Here is a 17,261-nt window from a genome sequence, read left to right as displayed (position 1 = left end):
GTCAAAACTCCAGAACCACTTTGCTGTAAGTGGGGTCGTTGAAGGTTTCCTGTATCGCCTTGGCAAACGGCGTGTAGGTCACGCCGAAGGTGCCGGGCCAGTCATTGACCTCGAATTCGTCCTTGGCGCTGAGTGCAGCCAGCTGTTGGGTGGTGAAGGGTGGGTTCTTGTCGAACAGGCTCCATGTCCAGATCAGGCTGTAGAACAGGCCGTAGGGAATGCATGCGATCACGGCCTTGGCGCCGGTGGCACGCTTGATTTCGCGAATGATATCGATGTAGTCGACTTTTTCGTGCCCCGATACGTTATAGATGCCGTCGCGCACACGGTTTTGTATGCAGCTGATGATGACATTGCAAAAATCGCCCACGTACAACGGCTGGCGCATGTAGCGGCCATGACCAGGAATAGGGAAGACCGGAACCTTCTTCATGAAGCGCGACAGCCAGCCCAGGTGTTTGCGGTCAAACCAGCCAAACATGAGCGTCGGGCGCAGCACCGGGCAGGGGATGCCACTTTCCAGCACCATCTTTTCCTGGTCTATTTTGCTTTTTGTGTAGAAGTCGTCGGCCACCGATTCGACCACCGAAGAGCTGATGTGCACCAGATAGTCGATGCTGTGCAGTTTGATCTGTTCAAGAATCAGGCGGGTGGCATCAACGTTGTTCTTGACGAATTCCTGATAGTCAATACCGCCGATCTGTGCCTGCAGCATGACGACCACATTGGCACCGGCGAAGGCCTGTTGCCATTCGCCGGGCATGGACAGGTCACCAAAAATAGTGATCACGTCAGGCTGCACGCGCTTGAGGATCTCCAGGTTTTCGCGGTGCTTGTCGATGACCACGATATTGCTGTAGCCCTTGGCTTTGAGGCGAGCTACCAGATTCTGTCCGACCAGCCCGGCACCGCCGGGCAGGATGATACGTTCATCAAGATTAATAGCGGTCATTGCGGGTTAACCTGAATGTCTTTGCGAAATTGGCACAACTGCAGTTCCTTGCCTACCACGCGGGCCACGCCAACGGCATAGCTGCCCTTGAGGTCGCGGGTGTCTATAACGCGGCCGAAGCCGGCGTTGCCGAGGTCGGATTTTTTGAAGAAGTCGTTTACATCAGGGCGTGCGTACTGGGTCGCATCATAGTAACGCACGTTCTGGTGGGCATCGGTGAGGGTGATGTAGACCTGTGACGGCAGCTGGTTGCGGGCCGCATCCACGACGGTCCAGCCCTTGGCTTCAATGGCGCCTGCGAGCTTCTGCGTGGTCGGGTTCGCGAAGTCAAGGCTACCAATGCATTGCGCTGGGGCCTTCGGTAGGTCCAGGCCCACGTTCGTCTGTGGCAGGCTGATGTAGCAGCCTGATACTTCGGCGACCTTCCACTGACCGTCTTTGTGTTGCTGGTTAACCAATTGGCCAAGGCTGGGCTTCTCAACCGGCGGGCACGCGACTACCGCGCCCAGGGGCGCGCCACCCAGGAAGGTCTCGGGGGATTCGATGGTCTTGTCCAGATCCTTGAAGCTGTTGGCAATGGTGAATGACTTGTGTTGTGCGTAGTAGACGATCGACGAACTCCAGTCGTTGCCGTACAGGGTAAATGCCTCGCCTTCCTTCATGTTGTGCTTCAGCGTGTCAGCCACCAGCAGGTCTCTGGAGTTGCTCAGGTCAATCTTCTGCCGCAGGTTTTCGCCGTACCCTTGTGCGAAGGTGCTGTAGTTATTGGCCAGCAAGGCTACGAACAGCCCCAATATCCACAGGCGAGACTGCGGATGAGCGAGGCCTTCGGACAGCGCCACAGCCAGTGCGAAGATGATGAAAATGACGCTGGCCGACTGGTAGTAGCTATGGACTAGATGAAGATTGGTGAATAGGAACAGGGGCAACAATGCCAGGACGCAGCTCATCAGCACCACTAGGCGAGTTCTGGTGTCGCGAGCCATCAACAGGGCGCAAAGGATGATTGCGATACCGAAGACGCCCGACAGGTTGCCCTTGACGATGCGTGACCAGATGACCTCGCCATACAACAGCTTGGAAAAGCGTTGAGGCAAAGTACCCCAGTTCCATGTCGAGAGTGCGCTGGACGTCAGGGCGCTGCCGAATTCATTCTGGTTCTTGAGCACGTCAGTGTAGTGGGTCCAGGCAACCCCGAACACGATGGGCAGTGCGAACAGCAGAATGCCCAGCGTGATGTTGCGTGCACTGATGGCCTTGAACAGGCCCCCATTGCGCTGGATTTCGTGGACCAGGAATACCAGTGCCATTACCGCCAGCACCGGCAGGCCGGTGGTGGCTTTTTGCAGGATCGAAAGCGAAATCAGAGTGGTGAAATAAATCGCGTCCCGGTGGCGACCTGCGGCCAGGAAATCGAGGAAATACTTAATCGCGGCAACGGCGAAGAACACCGCCACCGTCTCGATCATGAAGGTGCGACCCCAGAACAGGTAAAGAGGGCTGGAGAACAGCAGACCGGCGAAAATATAGAAGCTGCGCGGGGCTAGCTTCAACGACTGGCAGATTGAGCGAGCCGGCAGCAGGCACAGCACCAAGAACACGAAAGAAACGATCCTGCCGACCTTGCCCAGATCGATGCCCGTGAACTTGCTGATCAGCGCCACCAGCGCCTGATAGAGCGGGAATTCAAACGGGATTGACCAGGGGGCGCCGGAGACGGGTGTTTCGTAGGCGAACTTGAAACCCTCCTTGATGAACCAGAAGGAGGTCAGCGCTGTTTGGGTCTGGCGAAAGCCGAACAATTCGAGCAATGGCTGCCCCGAAAAGCGAAACGCCAAATAGGTCGCGTAAAGCACCGTCAATACGGCAATGCATTTGATACTGCGCTCGATCAGCAGCTCATTATCTGCCAACTTGAATAGCTTCAAGGATCCACCCCAGCCCGTCTAAAAGTTTGAATATCAGAATTTTTTTTTTTTGAATATGAATTGCGGCAACTTCCGGATGACCATCATGATCAATGACCAGAAGCGCGGTACATTGTTATTGCGCAACAATTTGCGCCTGTAGCATAACTACAACATTCGCACTGCCCACCCGTCTGGAAGTGAGTGATTTCACATATTCATTTTTTTGAAGAGTGCGCCAGGAATTAACTTAATTATCATCATGATTAATACCCAGAATCCCGGGGCGTACAGGACGTCAACTTTTCGGTCGGTACCTTTTACAATGCGTTGGGCCACCTGCTCAGGCTTGGCCAGCAGTGCAGCAGGTAATGATAGACCTTGAGTCATCGGTGTATCGACAAACCCGGGCCTGATGTCGATGACATGTACACCGACTTTGTACAGCCGTGCTCGTAGACCTTCGCAAAAGGTGGAAACCGCAGCCTTGGCGGTACCGTATAAGTAGTTGGACGGACGACCGCGGTCGCCAGCTACCGAGGAAATCACAGCCAAGGTGCCACAACGCTGGGTTTCAAATTGGTTGGCCAGCAGCGTTAGCAGGGCGATCACCGACGTACCATTGTTGGCAAATTCCTGGAGCGCTACGCCGACGTCCTGCTCGCAGACTTTTTGATTGGGCAATGTGCCGTGCGCAATGAGCGCAATATCGATTTGCTGTAAGGTCGCTAGGCAACTGTCGAGCATTGCGCCGTGTGCTACAAAGTCGGTGGCATCCATGCAGTGAAGTGTTACTGATTTGGCGCCTCGACCTTTCAGGTCGGCTGCGGTTTGTTCTAGTTTTTCGAGGTTACGGGCCACGAGAAAAAATTCGCTGCCTTGTTCGGCCCATAGACGTGCACAGGCAGCGGCAATGGCCGATGTTGCACCAATAATTAGAATTCGTTTCATGCAGTAACTCGTTTCCAGAAGTGGGAATTCAGAGAGGGATCACGCAGTGCTTCCAGTCGTTCCCATGCGGGGTATGCTTTGCGGAAATCGCCGCCGGTCATGTGGGCATCCTTGGCCGGATACAGGCGACCACCACTCTCGCGAACGATGGCATCCAGCCTTGCAAACAGCCGCACCAAGTCAGCCTTCTGCGGAAAGTCCAAGGCTAGAGAGGTGCCGGGGAGAGGGAAGGACAGCAGGCCTGGCGAGGCGATGTTGCCACAGCGTTTGAGCACGGCGAGAAACGAGCCTTGGCCAGAGTCTGCAATGGCTTCCAGCAACTCGTGCATGACTACCTCGGCCACTGCGTCGGGTATCACGCACTGGTATTGCTGGAAACCTCGGCGCCCGTAGATACGGTTCCAGTGCAGTATGCGATCCAGCGGATAAAAGAAGGGCTCGTAATCACCGCGTTTGCGTGTGCTCTGGGCAGGATGCACCCTCCAATACATATCATTGAAGGCTCGCAATGACAGGTTGTTGATTAGAGACACTGGCGGTGTCAGCGGCATGCTCAACTTCGCTCGCTCGTCCACTTCCAGTGAACCATAACGTGCGTGGTCACCTACGATGAATACGCCCCGCCCGGTCTGAGTGCCTTTTGCCAGGCAGTCGATCCAGGCGACACTGTATTCATGCTGGTGATCGAGTTCGGCGGACAGGCTGAAGAATTCGCCCAGATTGCCGAAACGCACTACGGTGCTGTCGATCTGGCTGGTGCGAATGGGGATAAGCTGAATTTCTGCCCACACGATAATCCCAGTCAGACCTAAACCTCCAATAGTAGAGGTGTAAAATTCGGGATGCTCGGTAGGAGAGCAGGTCAGCACTCCTTCATTATGGCGCAATAAACCCAAACGCCGCACATGGTTGCCAAAGGTGCCGCGCAGGTGATGGTTCTTGCCATGGACATCGTTAGCGATTGCCCCGCCGAGGGTGGCAAACTGGGTGCCAGGTGTGACTGACAGGAACCAGCCCTGCGGGATGGAAATTGCCAGGATCTCGGCGAGGGTTACACCGGCCTCTGCTTGTACGGTTCCCTGCTGCCAATCAACCTGGATGAAGCGATTAAGAGCTCGCATGTGCAACACTTGATCGCTCGCGGCTAGGCAGCTGTCTCCATAACTACGTCCGTTGCCATACGGCAGGGTGCTCCCGTGCGTGGCGGCCACCGCATCGCGCAGAGACTCGACTTCGCTACGCCAGCTACAAGCGTGTGCAGTCTGCGGGGCATAGGGATAGCATCCCCAAGAGTGCAGCGGACGACTCATGCTGCTACCCAGAACACCAGCCCAAACAAAGCGCCAACGACCAGACTGCTGCGGTCGCGGATGGCGAACACTACAGGGTCATCATGCATTTGCCCGCGATGAGTGAGCATCCACACTCGAGTGATCCAGAACAAGAGCAGCGGGCAGGCTAGCCAGATCACCTGTGGGTGGGCATAAAGCCCGGTTGTAGCCTGATCATGGATGTATAGAGCCAAGACCATTACGGCTAGATAACCGGAAGACGCGCCCAGCGAGGAAATCATTTCCAGGTCGGCGGGATAGTAGCCTCGCCCACGGGTTTTCCCGGTATCGCCCTTGCGCCTTGCTTCGCGCAGCTCCGCGTAGCGCTTAACTAGTGCGAGGCTCAGGAACATGAACATCGAAAACGCCAAAATCCAGAATGTCAGTTCCAAGCCGAATGCTGCCGCGCCAGCTATGATGCGCAGGGTATAAAGCGCAGCCAGGGCGATCACATCGATAGCCATCTGTCGTTTCAATGACAGCGAATAGGCGAGAGTTAATATGTAATATGCAATGAGGGTTCCGGAAAACTCCCAAGGCAGAAGCCATGCAGCCCCGGAAAAAGCGCCAACCAATAATACGGGAAAGAGCTGTAGCCCGGACTTGATCGACAATCGTCCAGCGGCAAATGGACGATGTCGTTTGGAGTGATGATGCCGGTCATCGGCGAGATCCAACAAGTCATTAAGTAGATAGACGCTAGAGGCACATAGTCCAAAAAACAGAAAGGCCAATACTCCCTGCCATAGGAGCATGGGGTTGGTCAGTTGATGCGCCGCCATTAGAGGCACGAAAATCAGCGCATTCTTCATCCACTGGTGCAGCCGCAACGCCTTCAACCAGTCCTTCGCCCTGGAAGGATTGGAGTGAATCACCTGTTCGACATTGCCCTGTGCCCGAGCGCCACGCTCAACACCGGATTCCGGATTGACCACATAAGCCTTCCGGGCAACCGCCCAAACTGGGACGTCGTCATGAGAGTTACCCACGTAATCAAAGCCCTGCTCACTATAGTGCTCGACCAACAGATCGCGTTTACGATGGGCCGACAGGTTTCGCTTGCTGTCAGAGGCTAGCACCAGGTCAAACAATTGAAGATGTTCAGCAATGCGTTCGGCCAGGCTGTAATGGCTGGCTGTCGCCAGCACTACGGTCCGACCGGTACGCCGCTCGACTTCAATTAGTTCAATGACTGCAGGATCGAAAGGCAGGACACTGACGTCAATATGGGTGGCATGGGCGAGGCCTTCCTTTAAAGCCTCCTTGCCTTTGGTCAACCAAATAAAGGGTTTAAACAGGCTCAATGGCTTATGCCGAACAAAAGCCATACCTGTTTCCAGCAGCAGATCGGAGCGCAGCAGGGTACCGTCGAGATCGACAATAAGCGGAATAGTGGGAGATGTAATTTGGACAGTCACAAGAGCTCTTCCTGAATATTGGCGACTCAAACAAAAACAAAATAAGATCAGGAAAGCAATGGAGATCTTAGCAAGGGCTACTAAAAGGCCATCAGGCTTTAATTTGCGCGAAATGGTACCACGGTTGACACATGGATTCACGGGAAGTGGCTAATAAATTGACTGACAGGGCATGCGGTGATGAGGGTGATCACAGAGTCGTAACGCAGCCGATCCCTGACCTGGTCAACTTGATTCGATCCCCGCACAAAGAGTGAGGTGCGTCAGTAACCCCCGAGAATCATCCATTTTTCACCGTTCTCTCCGTAGATCACTCCGCTCGCCTTGGAGTCGATTCCGGGCACCGATCCGCTTCTCGCAATTGCTGAATTTGATCTTTCCGCCCCGCCGCGCAAGGTCAGTGGCATTCGCTCGCAACTCCGGTTTACGACAGGAAGGCGAACGCTCGGCGCGGTTGGACGATTACACCCGCGCTCGACAGGTCCTACGCGAAGCCGTCAGTGGCAACATCCCCCGATGGCGATATCGTTGACTGAATCTACCAGCAACTTCGACTCGAGCCCTGATTGTTTCATATCCTGTAGCGGACACATTTTTGACAGGTATTTGACCCCGTACTTTTCGTCTTTCTGAATCGCCCTCGTAATCTAGTGAAAATCCTTTATTGGGAGCGCAACGGGTTTTGCCTTTGGCTTAAGCGCCTGGAGTCTGAATGGTTCAAAACCTCGCCCGACATCACGGATGAGGTGATCGTGCTGACCGTACAAGAGCTGAACGTATCGTAAGCGCTCCATTAACCCCATATTTTAAAGGTGGGGATCTATGGCTATCTTGGAATTTTCGGCGTGTAGTTCCGCGGCAGCAAGGCCTCGAAGTCTTTGTCACGGTAAACGGGAAGCACATCTGGCGGTAGGTGTACTTCGTGGATTGCATACGAATAAACGACGGCGTCTCTCAGCAGCGCCGGGCGCGACCTGTGCCACGATAGTGTGAGCTCCTCGAAGCTCGCAATACCGAGACCTGCCGGATCCGAAGCGACAGGCGACGAGCGATCCAAGGCTCAGGAACTCCTACGCTCCTGACCTCCCCGACACGCTTTATCGCAACGACGTCTTGGCAGAGCAGCACAAGCGCCTTCAAAAGCGGCGCGCTCCAGTTAGCATCTGGAAGGTGCAAAGGCTGATTGAGCTGCAAGAGGACCAAGTAGCGTTGTATCATCCTCACCGCGTCATCAATGATGGCACGGGAATACGTGTGATCCAGTCCTCCAGCGAAGACATTTGCCCAGGGCCTGACGAAGCGCTGGGTATTACCCTGCGCGACCAATGAGCTGTTGCAAGAATAGAAATTTCTTATCATCTGTAATTAAAATCAGGGCGGAAATACATGCTGCACAAGGATAATAACTTGAACTTGTTACGGTTGGTTGCCGCGCTGATGGTTCTATATGCACATTCATTCGATATTTACGGTAATACTCCGGAGATTTTTATCGGTATTGATTCCTATGGTGGGCTCGGGATCGCAATATTTTTTATAATTAGTGGTTATTTGATTTCGAAAAGTTGGAGTTTTGATCCTTCGGTCATTAGCTTTTTAGTTAAACGATCGCTGCGAATATTTCCAGCCCTGATTGTTGTTGTGGTGCTAACTTCGTTTCTTCTTGGTCCGGTTTTTTCGACGTTGACAGTCAAGCAGTACTTCTCGGATCTGGCATTTATTATGTACTTGAAGAACATAATTTTAAGTCCGGTATTTTATTTGCCGGGCGTGCTGGAGCACTCCAGAGTTGCCAATGTGATCAATGGTCCTCTATGGAGTTTGCCTATTGAATTTTTCATGTATTTGGTCGTGGTGGCGCTTGGGCTTCTATTCAAAGGCGGTCGTCTTGCATACACAGTTACCGCAGCATTGTTTGCGCTGATTGTAGTTTTTTGGTGCTGGCGAGATGCGCCTTTGCTGGTGGTTCACGGTACTGATGTAAGAAATATTCCGTTAATAGGCATCTATTTCATGATTGGGGCATGTTATGCGAAGTGGGGGCTCGAACGGTGGTTCAGTCTCTCCGGCGTAACTGTCATGGTGATGATTACCCTTCTTCTGGCTCCGTATTTATCGTTTTCGAAAGCCCTGTTATGGCTTACGTTACCGTATGTTGTTTTGGCATATGGACTTTCCAAAAGTTGGTTGGGGAGTTTGGTTAATAAAGTGGGTGACTGCTCTTACGGTGTTTATATCTATGCTTTTCCGGTTCAGCAGTTTGTTTTGCTAAAATTCCCTGGTATTGCCTATTCAACCTATCTTGTTGTTACAGTGGTCATTACTCTGATTTTGGGATACAGCTCTTGGCATTTGGTAGAGAAAAGGGTTCTCAAATTCAAGCCAAAAAATAAAGTCAGGTCTGTATCGAATGGTGTTGATGCCTATTCGGCATTCAATCCTGTTGTGGGTGAAAAGCTCAATTCAGGGGCTTGAGCAAGTGTATGTATTTATGATGTAACAGTCACTCAGGTCACCTATGAAGAGCTAAAGGGGGCTGCCGCGACAGCGCAGACGCCTGACGATCCTACCCCCCCCCAGGGTTTCATAATGCCCGGTTTATGGATCAGCTACTTCGTAACAGATCCATAAACTCCGCCCACCGCAAGGTGAGGCCTTGGTTTACCTTGGCATTTCCGGTGAGCAGTTCCACGGCAACAACGCTTCGTAGTCTTCTACCGTGGATGCATGCGGCAACCGCTCAAGTACGTGGCGCTGCCACGTATAGGGCTCTTGGCCGTTGACCTTGGCGGTCTCGACCAAGTTGTAAATCTGAGCAATGGCGGTGGCGGTGACGCCTTTGGGCGTATCGCTGAACCGCAATGCCTTGCGCCCTATGACAAACAGTTTTATTGCGCGCTCGGCTCTGTTGTAGTCGATCGGTAAAAAAACTGCCTCCACGTAACGCTCCAGCCGGCTCCAGATGCTTGCCAGATAATTAACGGCCTTGCCCAGTGCGCTTTGCGAAGTGACCTGCCAATCCCATTGGTCCTGCGCCTAATACGGCGATTCGCTGTCCCATCATTAAAATTCCAGCACAATATTGCTATAAGTTGGATTATTAAATGTTTCGTCTATGGCGATGGCAAAGGGGGTGTAGGGAACCCCAAAGATTGAAGGCCAGTCGATGACTTCAAACTCATCTCTTGTACTCAGGGCCGCTAACTGTTGCGTTGTAAAGGGCGGGTTTTTATCAACGAGTGCCCACATCCAAAGCAAGGCATAAAAAAGAGTATAGGGTATTTTCACGATTTTTGTTTTCGAGTGAGTCACTCGTTTTATTTCGCGGATGATATCAATGTAATCAATTTTTTCATGTCCGGAAATATTGAAAATACCTTGTTTTTCTTGCTGCTCGATACAATTGATAATGATGTTGGAGAAGTCACCGGCGTAAAGAGGCTGGCGCATAAACTTACCGTCGCCGGGGATTGGGTACACTGGCGTTTTTTTCATGAAGCGGGCAAGCCAGCCGAGGTGCTTGCGGTCAAACCAGCCATACATAAGGGTGGGTCGAAGAATCGGGCAGGAAATATTGCTGGCTAATACCAATTCTTCTTGTTCACGCTTTGTTTGCGTATAGAAGTCGTCGGCTTTAGATTCCAGTACAGACGAGCTAATGTGAACAAGGTGCATGTTCGGATTGGCTTTTATCAAGTCCAGTATTAGGCGTGTTGAAATCACATTGTTTTGTACGAATTCTTGATAGATATTGCCACCGATTTGAGCTTGTAGCATGACGACCACTGCCGAGCCAACAAAGTGTTCGCTCCAACTACCTTTTTTTGAAAGGTCCGCATACTCAATAGTCAGTTCTGGGTGAACAGACTTTAATATGGCGAGGTTCGTTCGGTGTTTGTCGAGCACCACGATGTCAGTGTATCCGCGGCTTTTTAAACGTGCCACCAAATTTTGCCCGACCAAACCTGCTCCGCCTGGAAGAATTATTTTCATTTTGGCTCTCCATTTAAGCCCAGCATGCTTAAGTTGGATCTTCGTTTCAGGCAGTAATTGATGCAGCTAGAAAAGCCAAAACTGAGAAAGATACTTACTATGGGCAACAGTGCAAGCATTTCCTTGGATCGAACAGACAGTAGCATCAACGAAGAACTAACCAGTAATGCTGTAGACAATACTAACAAGCTTGCCTGAAAGGCTTTTCTGATGTTTTGTGTTTTAGATATAGCGATACATGAGACGAACGCCAGCAAGGCATAGACCCAAGGTGGCGGAGTCAGGAAATTCATCCAACCAAAAAACACCATGCCTTGGTATTGTGCTTTCTCGGCAGGATTCCAGTACGGCATGTGTTGAGGTATAGCGTCCGGAGGAGGGGTCAGTTTAACGCTGCCATCCGCTTGAATATTGTCACCAATAATCAGATACAAGCTATTTGATTTTAAAGGTGTGAGTTGGAACGGTTTTTCGATGAAAAAAGCTAACCAACCCTTGATCAATTTCGCGATGTAGGCCGCGGGTATCGCCAGCACCGATTCTTTATACACGGCTATACTTAGGGCGTCCGTTTGCGGAAGCCCGATATAGTAATAGCCGGGAATGGCCGAAACATGAATATTAAATGTTTCAGGCAGTGGGTGCTTGGTCGTGAAATCAATCAACTCCGAGCGCGATGCGTTCATCAGATAATTATATTGTGCGAGGTAGGGCGCTCTTACTTCTTTTGGTGCGCCCCAATCAACATCTTGATAGGCTGCAGCCCTGAAATATTCCGGTGGTAAAATTGCGCCAAGGGCCCGCCACCTCAAACTGTTGATTCCCAGCTTATTTGGTTCCTGAGTGATGTAGTCGTTTGGTATTGCGTCAATTAGAACCCAAGCATGATCGTAACTCAGTTGCCGTGAATTGGTCGTCGGGTAGTGAAAGGTTTCGACAAATACAAATATAATTATGGTGCTCGCCGATAGGCTGACGATGGCTGTCGCGATTTTCCAAGTCCAGTCCTTGCTGTCAAAAATTACTAACATCGCAATGACAGGGGCGATTACCAAGGAGTTGAACTTTACAAGGTAGGCAACCGTAAGAATAACTGCGGACAGTATATACAAAATTATTTTTGCATTATTTTTTACATCGAACGCCCAGAGAGCAGTCAGCAGTGCGATGGCAAGAAAGTCTCCTTGTAGCCAGTCCGGTCCGATGGAATTGACCCCACCCATGAAAAACAGACTGCCACCCCACGCTAGGCACATAAGTGTGGCTGAGATTTTACCAAATACTTTATTGCACATGAATGTGCTAATTGCGATGGCGAACACGTGGAAGTAAAAATGAATGTGCTGTAAGTGTCGCAGCCATTTAACATTATAGATGTCTATTCCGTTGGGTACGCCAGCAAAATCGAGTGCGAAACGTGCGGCCAAAGTATATCCACTGGCGTGGATAAGATTGGATACGCTGGAGAAAATCATCTGAGCATAATTTGGATAGTCAAAGGCAGCAATGTTGATAGGGTACGTCTTCAGGTAGTACAGGTTCAACAGAATGACAATGGCTAGGGCAATTAGTAATAAATGCCTTTGAAGCAGATTTCCTAGGGTATTTAAAGCTGACATTGAAGAGCCCTGTTGTCGATGAGGCTGGATGTATAAAGTTTTATCACTTGCAGTAAATCTGACTATAGATTTATCCGCTTGAATATAAAATTTGGTAAATGTTTGATAATAAGCATTATCAGTGCCCAGAATGTTGGGGTGTACAGCGTGTTGGTTTTATTTGCACCGCTTTGACAATACTAAGTGCTACCTTTTCAGGTTGTGCTATCAGCAGGGGAGGCAGGTTGAGCCCCTTGGTCATAGGTGTTTGAACAAAACCGAGTTTGATGGTAGTCACCGAAACGCCGACTTTGAAAAGTCTTGCGCGCAAACCCTCGCAGAATGTGGAAACGGCAGCTTTTGCTGTGCCGTATAAACAGTTGGAGGGTCTGCCCCTGTCGCCAGCTACCGAAGAAATGACCGCCAATGAGCCATGTCTTTGAATTTCAAATTGATTGCCCAGCAACGTGAGTAACGCGACGACAGAAACAGCGCTGTAAAGTAAAACATTAACATATATATCGGTTGCAGAAGCCAGTTGCGACTCAAGCATAGTTTTACCTTGCGCCAGCCAACCTACCGTTTTATAGAGCTGAAATGGATGGCGACGGATAAATGCCATGCCGGTTTCTACTAATAGGTCCGAACGCAACAACGTTCCGTCGAGGTCAACCACGAGGGGGAGGGGCACGAGAACTGTCCTTGAATGCTGGACTAACAAATCAGTTTGTTAGGTCGATGGAAGCCGCAGGAGGCGATATAGTTGCTCCTGTGATGGCTAGCCAACCATCCACACTAAGTTTTGCGGGGCACGTTACCATAGAGAGGGCTTGTCGTCATGGATCCAGTGCCAATGAAACGCACCCGGATAGACCTTATGGCATAACCATAGACGGTGAGTATTTTTCATTGCGGAGTCCTTTATTCCGCTCAATAGTCTTTAACTACTGGTGCTAAGCCTCGTCATCATCGGCGGTCTGCGCCTGTGCATGCGTCAATATTTCATGGGAGACTGGTTCGCCGCCGCGCAGCATGTACCGTTCGCCAACCGGATGATCGCCTCACCAAAGTCGCCATCTACGGTGCAGGCGTAGCCGGCAATCAGCTGGTTGCAGCACTTCGCATGGGCCGAGTCTTGCGTCCCGTGGCTTTTATCGATGATGATCCGAGCATCGCGGATCGTTCGATTGCCTGGTTGCAAGTCTACAAACCCGCTGGCGGATCGATCGGCGTAGAGCGTTGTCGGCAGATCTTCTCGCTTGGCCCAACGACGCTTCTGTTGTTCGAACATAGCGAATTCAATCTATACAGCATCCTCTCGGAACTGGAGCAGCGCGCTTGTCGTAAGTCGGTTTCGGTCAAATTGTTGCCGATTCTCGGTTCCATCCGCCACCGGGACAAACTTCTGGATGTGATGAAAACCTGGGGTGTGGAGGCCGTCTACCACGCTGCCGCTTATAAACACGTCCCGATGGTCGAGCGCGACAACGTGGCAGCGACCCAACATCCGATGATCATGACGATTACGCTCGCGTCCGCCAGATCCTGCGCGAAACCGTCAGCGGCTACGCCCCTGATGGCGATATCGTTGACTGAAGCTACCAGCAGCGCCGCCTCGATCCCTGATTATTTCACATCCTGTAACTGACACATTTTTGACAGGCTCCAGACAGCGCCTAAGTTTGGGAGGCAGCTTCGGAAAAGCTGCTTTCTCAATCGATGTCATGGAGCTTCATTTATGCGTACTGGCTATTTCTACTCCCTGGTTTTTGCCCTGCTCACCAGCGCCTCTATTGCTGCAATAGCCGCGCCTGCGGTGAAGCCTGAGACAGGCAATGCACCTTTGGTGCAGGAAGTTTCCCCTAAAGCGCAAACAGGAAAAGTCGATCTTAATGGCGCTGATGCACCCACCCTGCAGCGTGAGCTGTCCGGTATCGGGGAAGCCAAGGCCAAGGCGATTGTTGCTTATCGTGACAGTAATGGTCCATTTTCGTCCGTTGACGAATTGCTGGAAGTGAAAGGCATCGGTAAAGCGATCCTGGATAAGAATCGCGAGAAGCTGGAAGTGAACTAAGCTTCAAGATCAACGCTGAGAGGCCGGTCATTGACCGGCTTTTTTGCATTGTGGCGTAAAGCGAGGTGGCGTGCCTTTCATCGGAGTCAGAAAAATTACGGCTATCATATCGTCTTAAGATTATGCCTATAATAATTCTCCTATTTGCCGATGCGCCCAGGCGCTCATCTCTCTATCGCATCCTCAGGAGCTCGCTCATGAACACTCCCCAGACCCAAGGTACAGCCCTCGTCACCGGAGCATCCTCCGGTATCGGTGCAATTTACGCTGAGCGTTTGGCAGCTCGTGGTTTTGATTTGTTGCTGGTTGCTCGTGACGAGCAGCGGCTGGAAGCTGCGGCGAGCACGTTGCGCGCCGAGCATGGCATTAAGGTGGAGGTGCTCAAGGCAGATCTCACACAACGGGATGATGTGCTGAAGGTGGAGCAACGGCTTCGCAGTGATTCGAGTATCAGCCTGTTGCTCAACAACGCGGGCGTAGCTGCCGATGGTTTGTTGGCAAACGCAGACATGGAGCAACTGGAACGGCTGATCCAGCTGAACGTTACAACAGTCACACGTCTGGCATCGGCTGCAGCTGCCAGTTTTGCCAAGGCTGGGCGCGGCTCGATCATCAATATTGCCTCGGTGGTGGCGTTGTTTCCTGAGCGGTTCAATGCGACGTACAGCGCGAGCAAGGCTTATGTATTGAGCCTGACTCAGTCGTTGAACGCTGAGCTGCAAGGCACCGGGGTCCAAGTGCAAGCGGTATTGCCGGGAGTGACACGCACCGAGATTTTGGAGCGCTCAGGTATTGATGCGTCCCAGATTCCGGAGGACATGATCATGGACGCAGGGGAGATGGTCGACGCGGCGCTGTCGGGTCTGGATCAGGGTGAACTGATCACCATTCCTTCGTTACCGAATGTCTCCGAGTGGGAAGCTTTTATGGCGGCGCGTCATGCGATGGCGCCGAATCTGTCCAGAAGCATGGCAGCGGCGCGTTACAAGTGAGGCGCCATGAATCGACTGAGGTATTTGCGCTATGAGTAATCGTCGGGTGGTAGTCACGGGCATGGGCCTGGTGTGTCCGTTGGGGAGCGGCGTCGAAGCGGTTTGGGCGCGTATGTTGGCTGGACGCTCCGGGGTGCGGGCGTTGCCGGACGAGGTGGTTGCCGATCTGCCGGCCAAGGTCGGTGGCGTGGTGCCGACTCTGGAGGAAGATGCCGAGGCGGGTTTTGACCCGGATCGGGCGACGCCGCCCAAAGAGCAGAAGAAGATGGACCGCTTCATTGTGTTCGCCATGGAAGCGGCGCGTCAGGCCGTGGAGCAGGCCGGTTGGCAAGCGCTCGACGCCAATGCCCAGGAGCGCACGGCTACTATTATCGGCTCGGGCGTGGGTGGTTTCGGCGCGATTGCCGATGCGGTGCGCACCACCGACAGCCGTGGTCCGCGACGGTTATCGCCGTTCACCATTCCTTCGTTTCTGGTCAATCTCGCCGCGGGCCATGTGTCGATCCAGCACGGTTTCAAGGGGCCTTTGGGGGCTCCGGTAACAGCGTGCGCGGCCGGGGTCCAGGCGATTGGCGACGCGGCGCGGCTGATTCGTTGCGGTGAGGCGGACATTGCGGTGTGTGGCGGCGCGGAAGCAGCGATCGATCGGGTCAGTCTCGCCGGATTTGCGGCGGCTCGGGCCCTGTCCAGCGGCTACAACGATACCCCGGAGCGCGCCTCGCGGCCGTTCGACAGTGGGCGCGATGGCTTCGTGATGGGCGAGGGTTCGGGCCTGCTGGTGATCGAATCCCTGGAACATGCCTTGGCACGCGGGGCTCAACCATTGGCCGAGCTGGTTGGTTACGGCACCAGCGCCGATGCCTATCATCTGACTGCGGGGCCGGAGGATGGCAGCGGTGCGCGTCGGGCGATGTCGCTGGCGCTGGCGCAGGCGGGCATTTCGCCGGCACAGGTGCAGCATCTCAACGCGCACGCCACCTCGACACCGGTTGGCGATTTGGGAGAGCTGGCGGCCATCAAGTCGTTGTTCGGCTCGGACAACAAGATCGCGGTGACGTCGACCAAGTCCGCCACCGGGCATCTGCTCGGCGCCGCAGGCGGAGTCGAGGCGATCTTTACCCTGTTGGCACTGCGAGATCAGGTGGTGCCGCCCACGCTCAACTTCGATAACCCGGATCCGGCCACCGAAGGCGTGGACATCGTCCACGGTCAGGCGCGACCAATGAACATCGACTACGCGATGTCCAACGGTTTCGGATTCGGCGGTGTGAACGCCAGCGTATTGTTCAAATACTGGGAGGATTAGTTCACGACAGGCAGGTGATGGCACGAATAGTGATTACTCATTCGCAGACGATTGTTGAACAATCACGAGGCGTTGAGTATGAGCAGCGGACTGTCCCTGGCCGACCACATCACATTGGAATTGCGCGCTGACATCATCGGCGGTCGTTTGCTGCCCGGCATGGCGCTGGTGGAAAACGATCTGGTGTCGGCCTACAACGCCTCGCGCAACACCATTCGCGAGGCGTTGCACCGTCTGGGGCAGGAAGGCCTGACCCGTTACGTGCGTAACAAGGGCGTGATGGTGCGCAGGCTGGGTGTCGATGATGTGCGCGATCTGTTCAAGGTTCGGCGCACCCTGGAACTGCAAGCCATCAGCGCCAGCCAGCCATTGCGTGAGTATCAGTCCGACCGGATGCTCGAAGCCCTGGAGGCCACAGAACTGGCCCGGGAGCGTGAGGACTGGCGCGCCGTCGGCACCCACAGCCTGGCCTTTCATCAACACATCGTCGGATTGCTGCGCAGTCCGTTGTTCGATGAGTTCTTCACCAACGTCGTCGCGCAACTGCGCCTGGTGTTTTGCACCGCTCCCGATGAATCACGTTTTCAGGCGCCCTGGCTGGCGCGTGACCGGCAGATACATGAGTTGCTGGCCGACGGCGACAAACGCGCGGCTGCGGACGCCATGAGCCGTTATCTCGACGATTCCGAACACCTCCTGTTGCAGATGCTTGCCCCTTCTTCCCATCACTGATCGAGGA

13 protein-coding genes and 3 pseudogenes are annotated in these 17,261 nt (G+C 53.1%); 7 read left to right on the top strand and 9 right to left on the bottom strand.

What is annotated here, in order from left to right; genetic code table 11:
- Position 1: 1 nt before the first annotated feature.
- The 5 genes from F475_RS24215 to F475_RS24195 form a co-directional block, all read right to left on the bottom strand.
- On the bottom strand, positions 2-952 hold the full coding sequence (locus F475_RS24215) for an NAD(P)-dependent oxidoreductase (RefSeq protein ID WP_086944644.1): 951 nt from the start codon (positions 950-952) through the stop codon (positions 2-4).
- A complete protein-coding gene (locus tag F475_RS24210) occupies positions 949-2,880 on the bottom strand; it encodes a glycosyltransferase family 39 protein (RefSeq protein ID WP_111454883.1) in 1,932 nt (643 codons plus the stop codon). Before F475_RS24210 ends, F475_RS24215 begins: the two co-directional genes overlap by 4 nt.
- 189 nt (positions 2,881-3,069) lie before the next feature.
- Positions 3,070-3,810 (bottom strand): SDR family oxidoreductase, encoded by a 741-nt coding sequence (locus tag F475_RS24205; protein WP_086944646.1) that lies wholly within the window; start codon positions 3,808-3,810, stop codon positions 3,070-3,072.
- Complete coding sequence (locus F475_RS24200) at positions 3,807-5,120, bottom strand: FAD-binding oxidoreductase (RefSeq protein ID WP_111454882.1); 1,314 nt, start codon at positions 5,118-5,120, stop codon at positions 3,807-3,809. The genes F475_RS24205 and F475_RS24200 overlap by 4 nt, the downstream gene beginning before the upstream one ends.
- Positions 5,117-6,559, bottom strand: coding sequence for a UbiA family prenyltransferase (locus tag F475_RS24195; protein ID WP_256597239.1), 1,443 nt, complete (start codon positions 6,557-6,559; stop codon positions 5,117-5,119). Before F475_RS24195 ends, F475_RS24200 begins: the two co-directional genes overlap by 4 nt.
- Positions 6,560-7,173: 614 nt before the next feature.
- Here F475_RS24195 and tnpB point away from each other — a divergent pair.
- Both tnpB and F475_RS24185 read left to right on the top strand, forming a co-directional pair.
- A pseudogene (gene tnpB, locus F475_RS24190) lies at positions 7,174-7,344 on the top strand (IS66 family insertion sequence element accessory protein TnpB); the annotation flags it as partial.
- 601 nt (positions 7,345-7,945) lie between these two features.
- Positions 7,946-9,034: an acyltransferase gene (locus tag F475_RS24185; protein ID WP_086944648.1), complete on the top strand. Its 1,089-nt coding sequence runs from the start codon at positions 7,946-7,948 to the stop codon at positions 9,032-9,034.
- Between the two features lie 186 nt (positions 9,035-9,220).
- On the opposite strand, the pseudogene F475_RS24180 reads toward F475_RS24185, so the two are convergent.
- The 4 genes and pseudogenes from F475_RS24180 to F475_RS31185 form a co-directional block, all read right to left on the bottom strand.
- A pseudogene (locus F475_RS24180) lies at positions 9,221-9,574 on the bottom strand (transposase domain-containing protein); the annotation flags it as partial.
- Between the two features lie 48 nt (positions 9,575-9,622).
- Complete coding sequence (locus F475_RS24175) at positions 9,623-10,552, bottom strand: NAD(P)-dependent oxidoreductase (RefSeq protein WP_111454881.1); 930 nt, start codon at positions 10,550-10,552, stop codon at positions 9,623-9,625.
- On the bottom strand, positions 10,549-12,171 hold the full coding sequence (locus F475_RS24170; protein WP_111454880.1) for a hypothetical protein: 1,623 nt from the start codon (positions 12,169-12,171) through the stop codon (positions 10,549-10,551). The genes F475_RS24175 and F475_RS24170 overlap by 4 nt, the downstream gene beginning before the upstream one ends.
- Positions 12,172-12,289: 118 nt before the next feature.
- Positions 12,290-12,841: an SDR family NAD(P)-dependent oxidoreductase gene (locus F475_RS31185; RefSeq protein WP_371924416.1), complete on the bottom strand. Its 552-nt coding sequence runs from the start codon at positions 12,839-12,841 to the stop codon at positions 12,290-12,292.
- Between the two features lie 236 nt (positions 12,842-13,077).
- Here F475_RS31185 and F475_RS24160 point away from each other — a divergent pair.
- The 5 genes and pseudogenes from F475_RS24160 to F475_RS24140 form a co-directional block, all read left to right on the top strand.
- Positions 13,078-13,690 (top strand): annotated as a pseudogene (locus F475_RS24160) (polysaccharide biosynthesis protein); the annotation flags it as partial.
- A 198-nt stretch (positions 13,691-13,888) separates the two neighbouring features.
- Positions 13,889-14,224, top strand: coding sequence for a helix-hairpin-helix domain-containing protein (locus tag F475_RS24155; RefSeq protein WP_064616688.1), 336 nt, complete (start codon positions 13,889-13,891; stop codon positions 14,222-14,224).
- Between the two features lie 197 nt (positions 14,225-14,421).
- Positions 14,422-15,216: an SDR family oxidoreductase gene (locus F475_RS24150; protein WP_064616690.1), complete on the top strand. Its 795-nt coding sequence runs from the start codon at positions 14,422-14,424 to the stop codon at positions 15,214-15,216.
- Between the two features lie 31 nt (positions 15,217-15,247).
- Positions 15,248-16,522, top strand: coding sequence for a beta-ketoacyl-ACP synthase II (fabF, locus tag F475_RS24145; protein WP_111454879.1), 1,275 nt, complete (start codon positions 15,248-15,250; stop codon positions 16,520-16,522).
- Between the two features lie 78 nt (positions 16,523-16,600).
- Positions 16,601-17,254 carry a GntR family transcriptional regulator gene (locus F475_RS24140; protein ID WP_018929820.1) on the top strand — a complete coding sequence of 218 codons (654 nt, stop codon included), beginning with the start codon at positions 16,601-16,603 and terminating at the stop codon, positions 17,252-17,254.
- Positions 17,255-17,261: the final 7 nt, after the last annotated feature.

It is taken from the genome of Pseudomonas sp. URMO17WK12:I6, assembly GCF_003253625.1.
Taxonomy (GTDB): Bacteria; Pseudomonadota; Gammaproteobacteria; order Pseudomonadales; family Pseudomonadaceae; genus Aquipseudomonas.
Note: the sequence above shows the minus strand (reverse complement) of the source record. Positions and strands in the feature narration are given on the sequence as shown.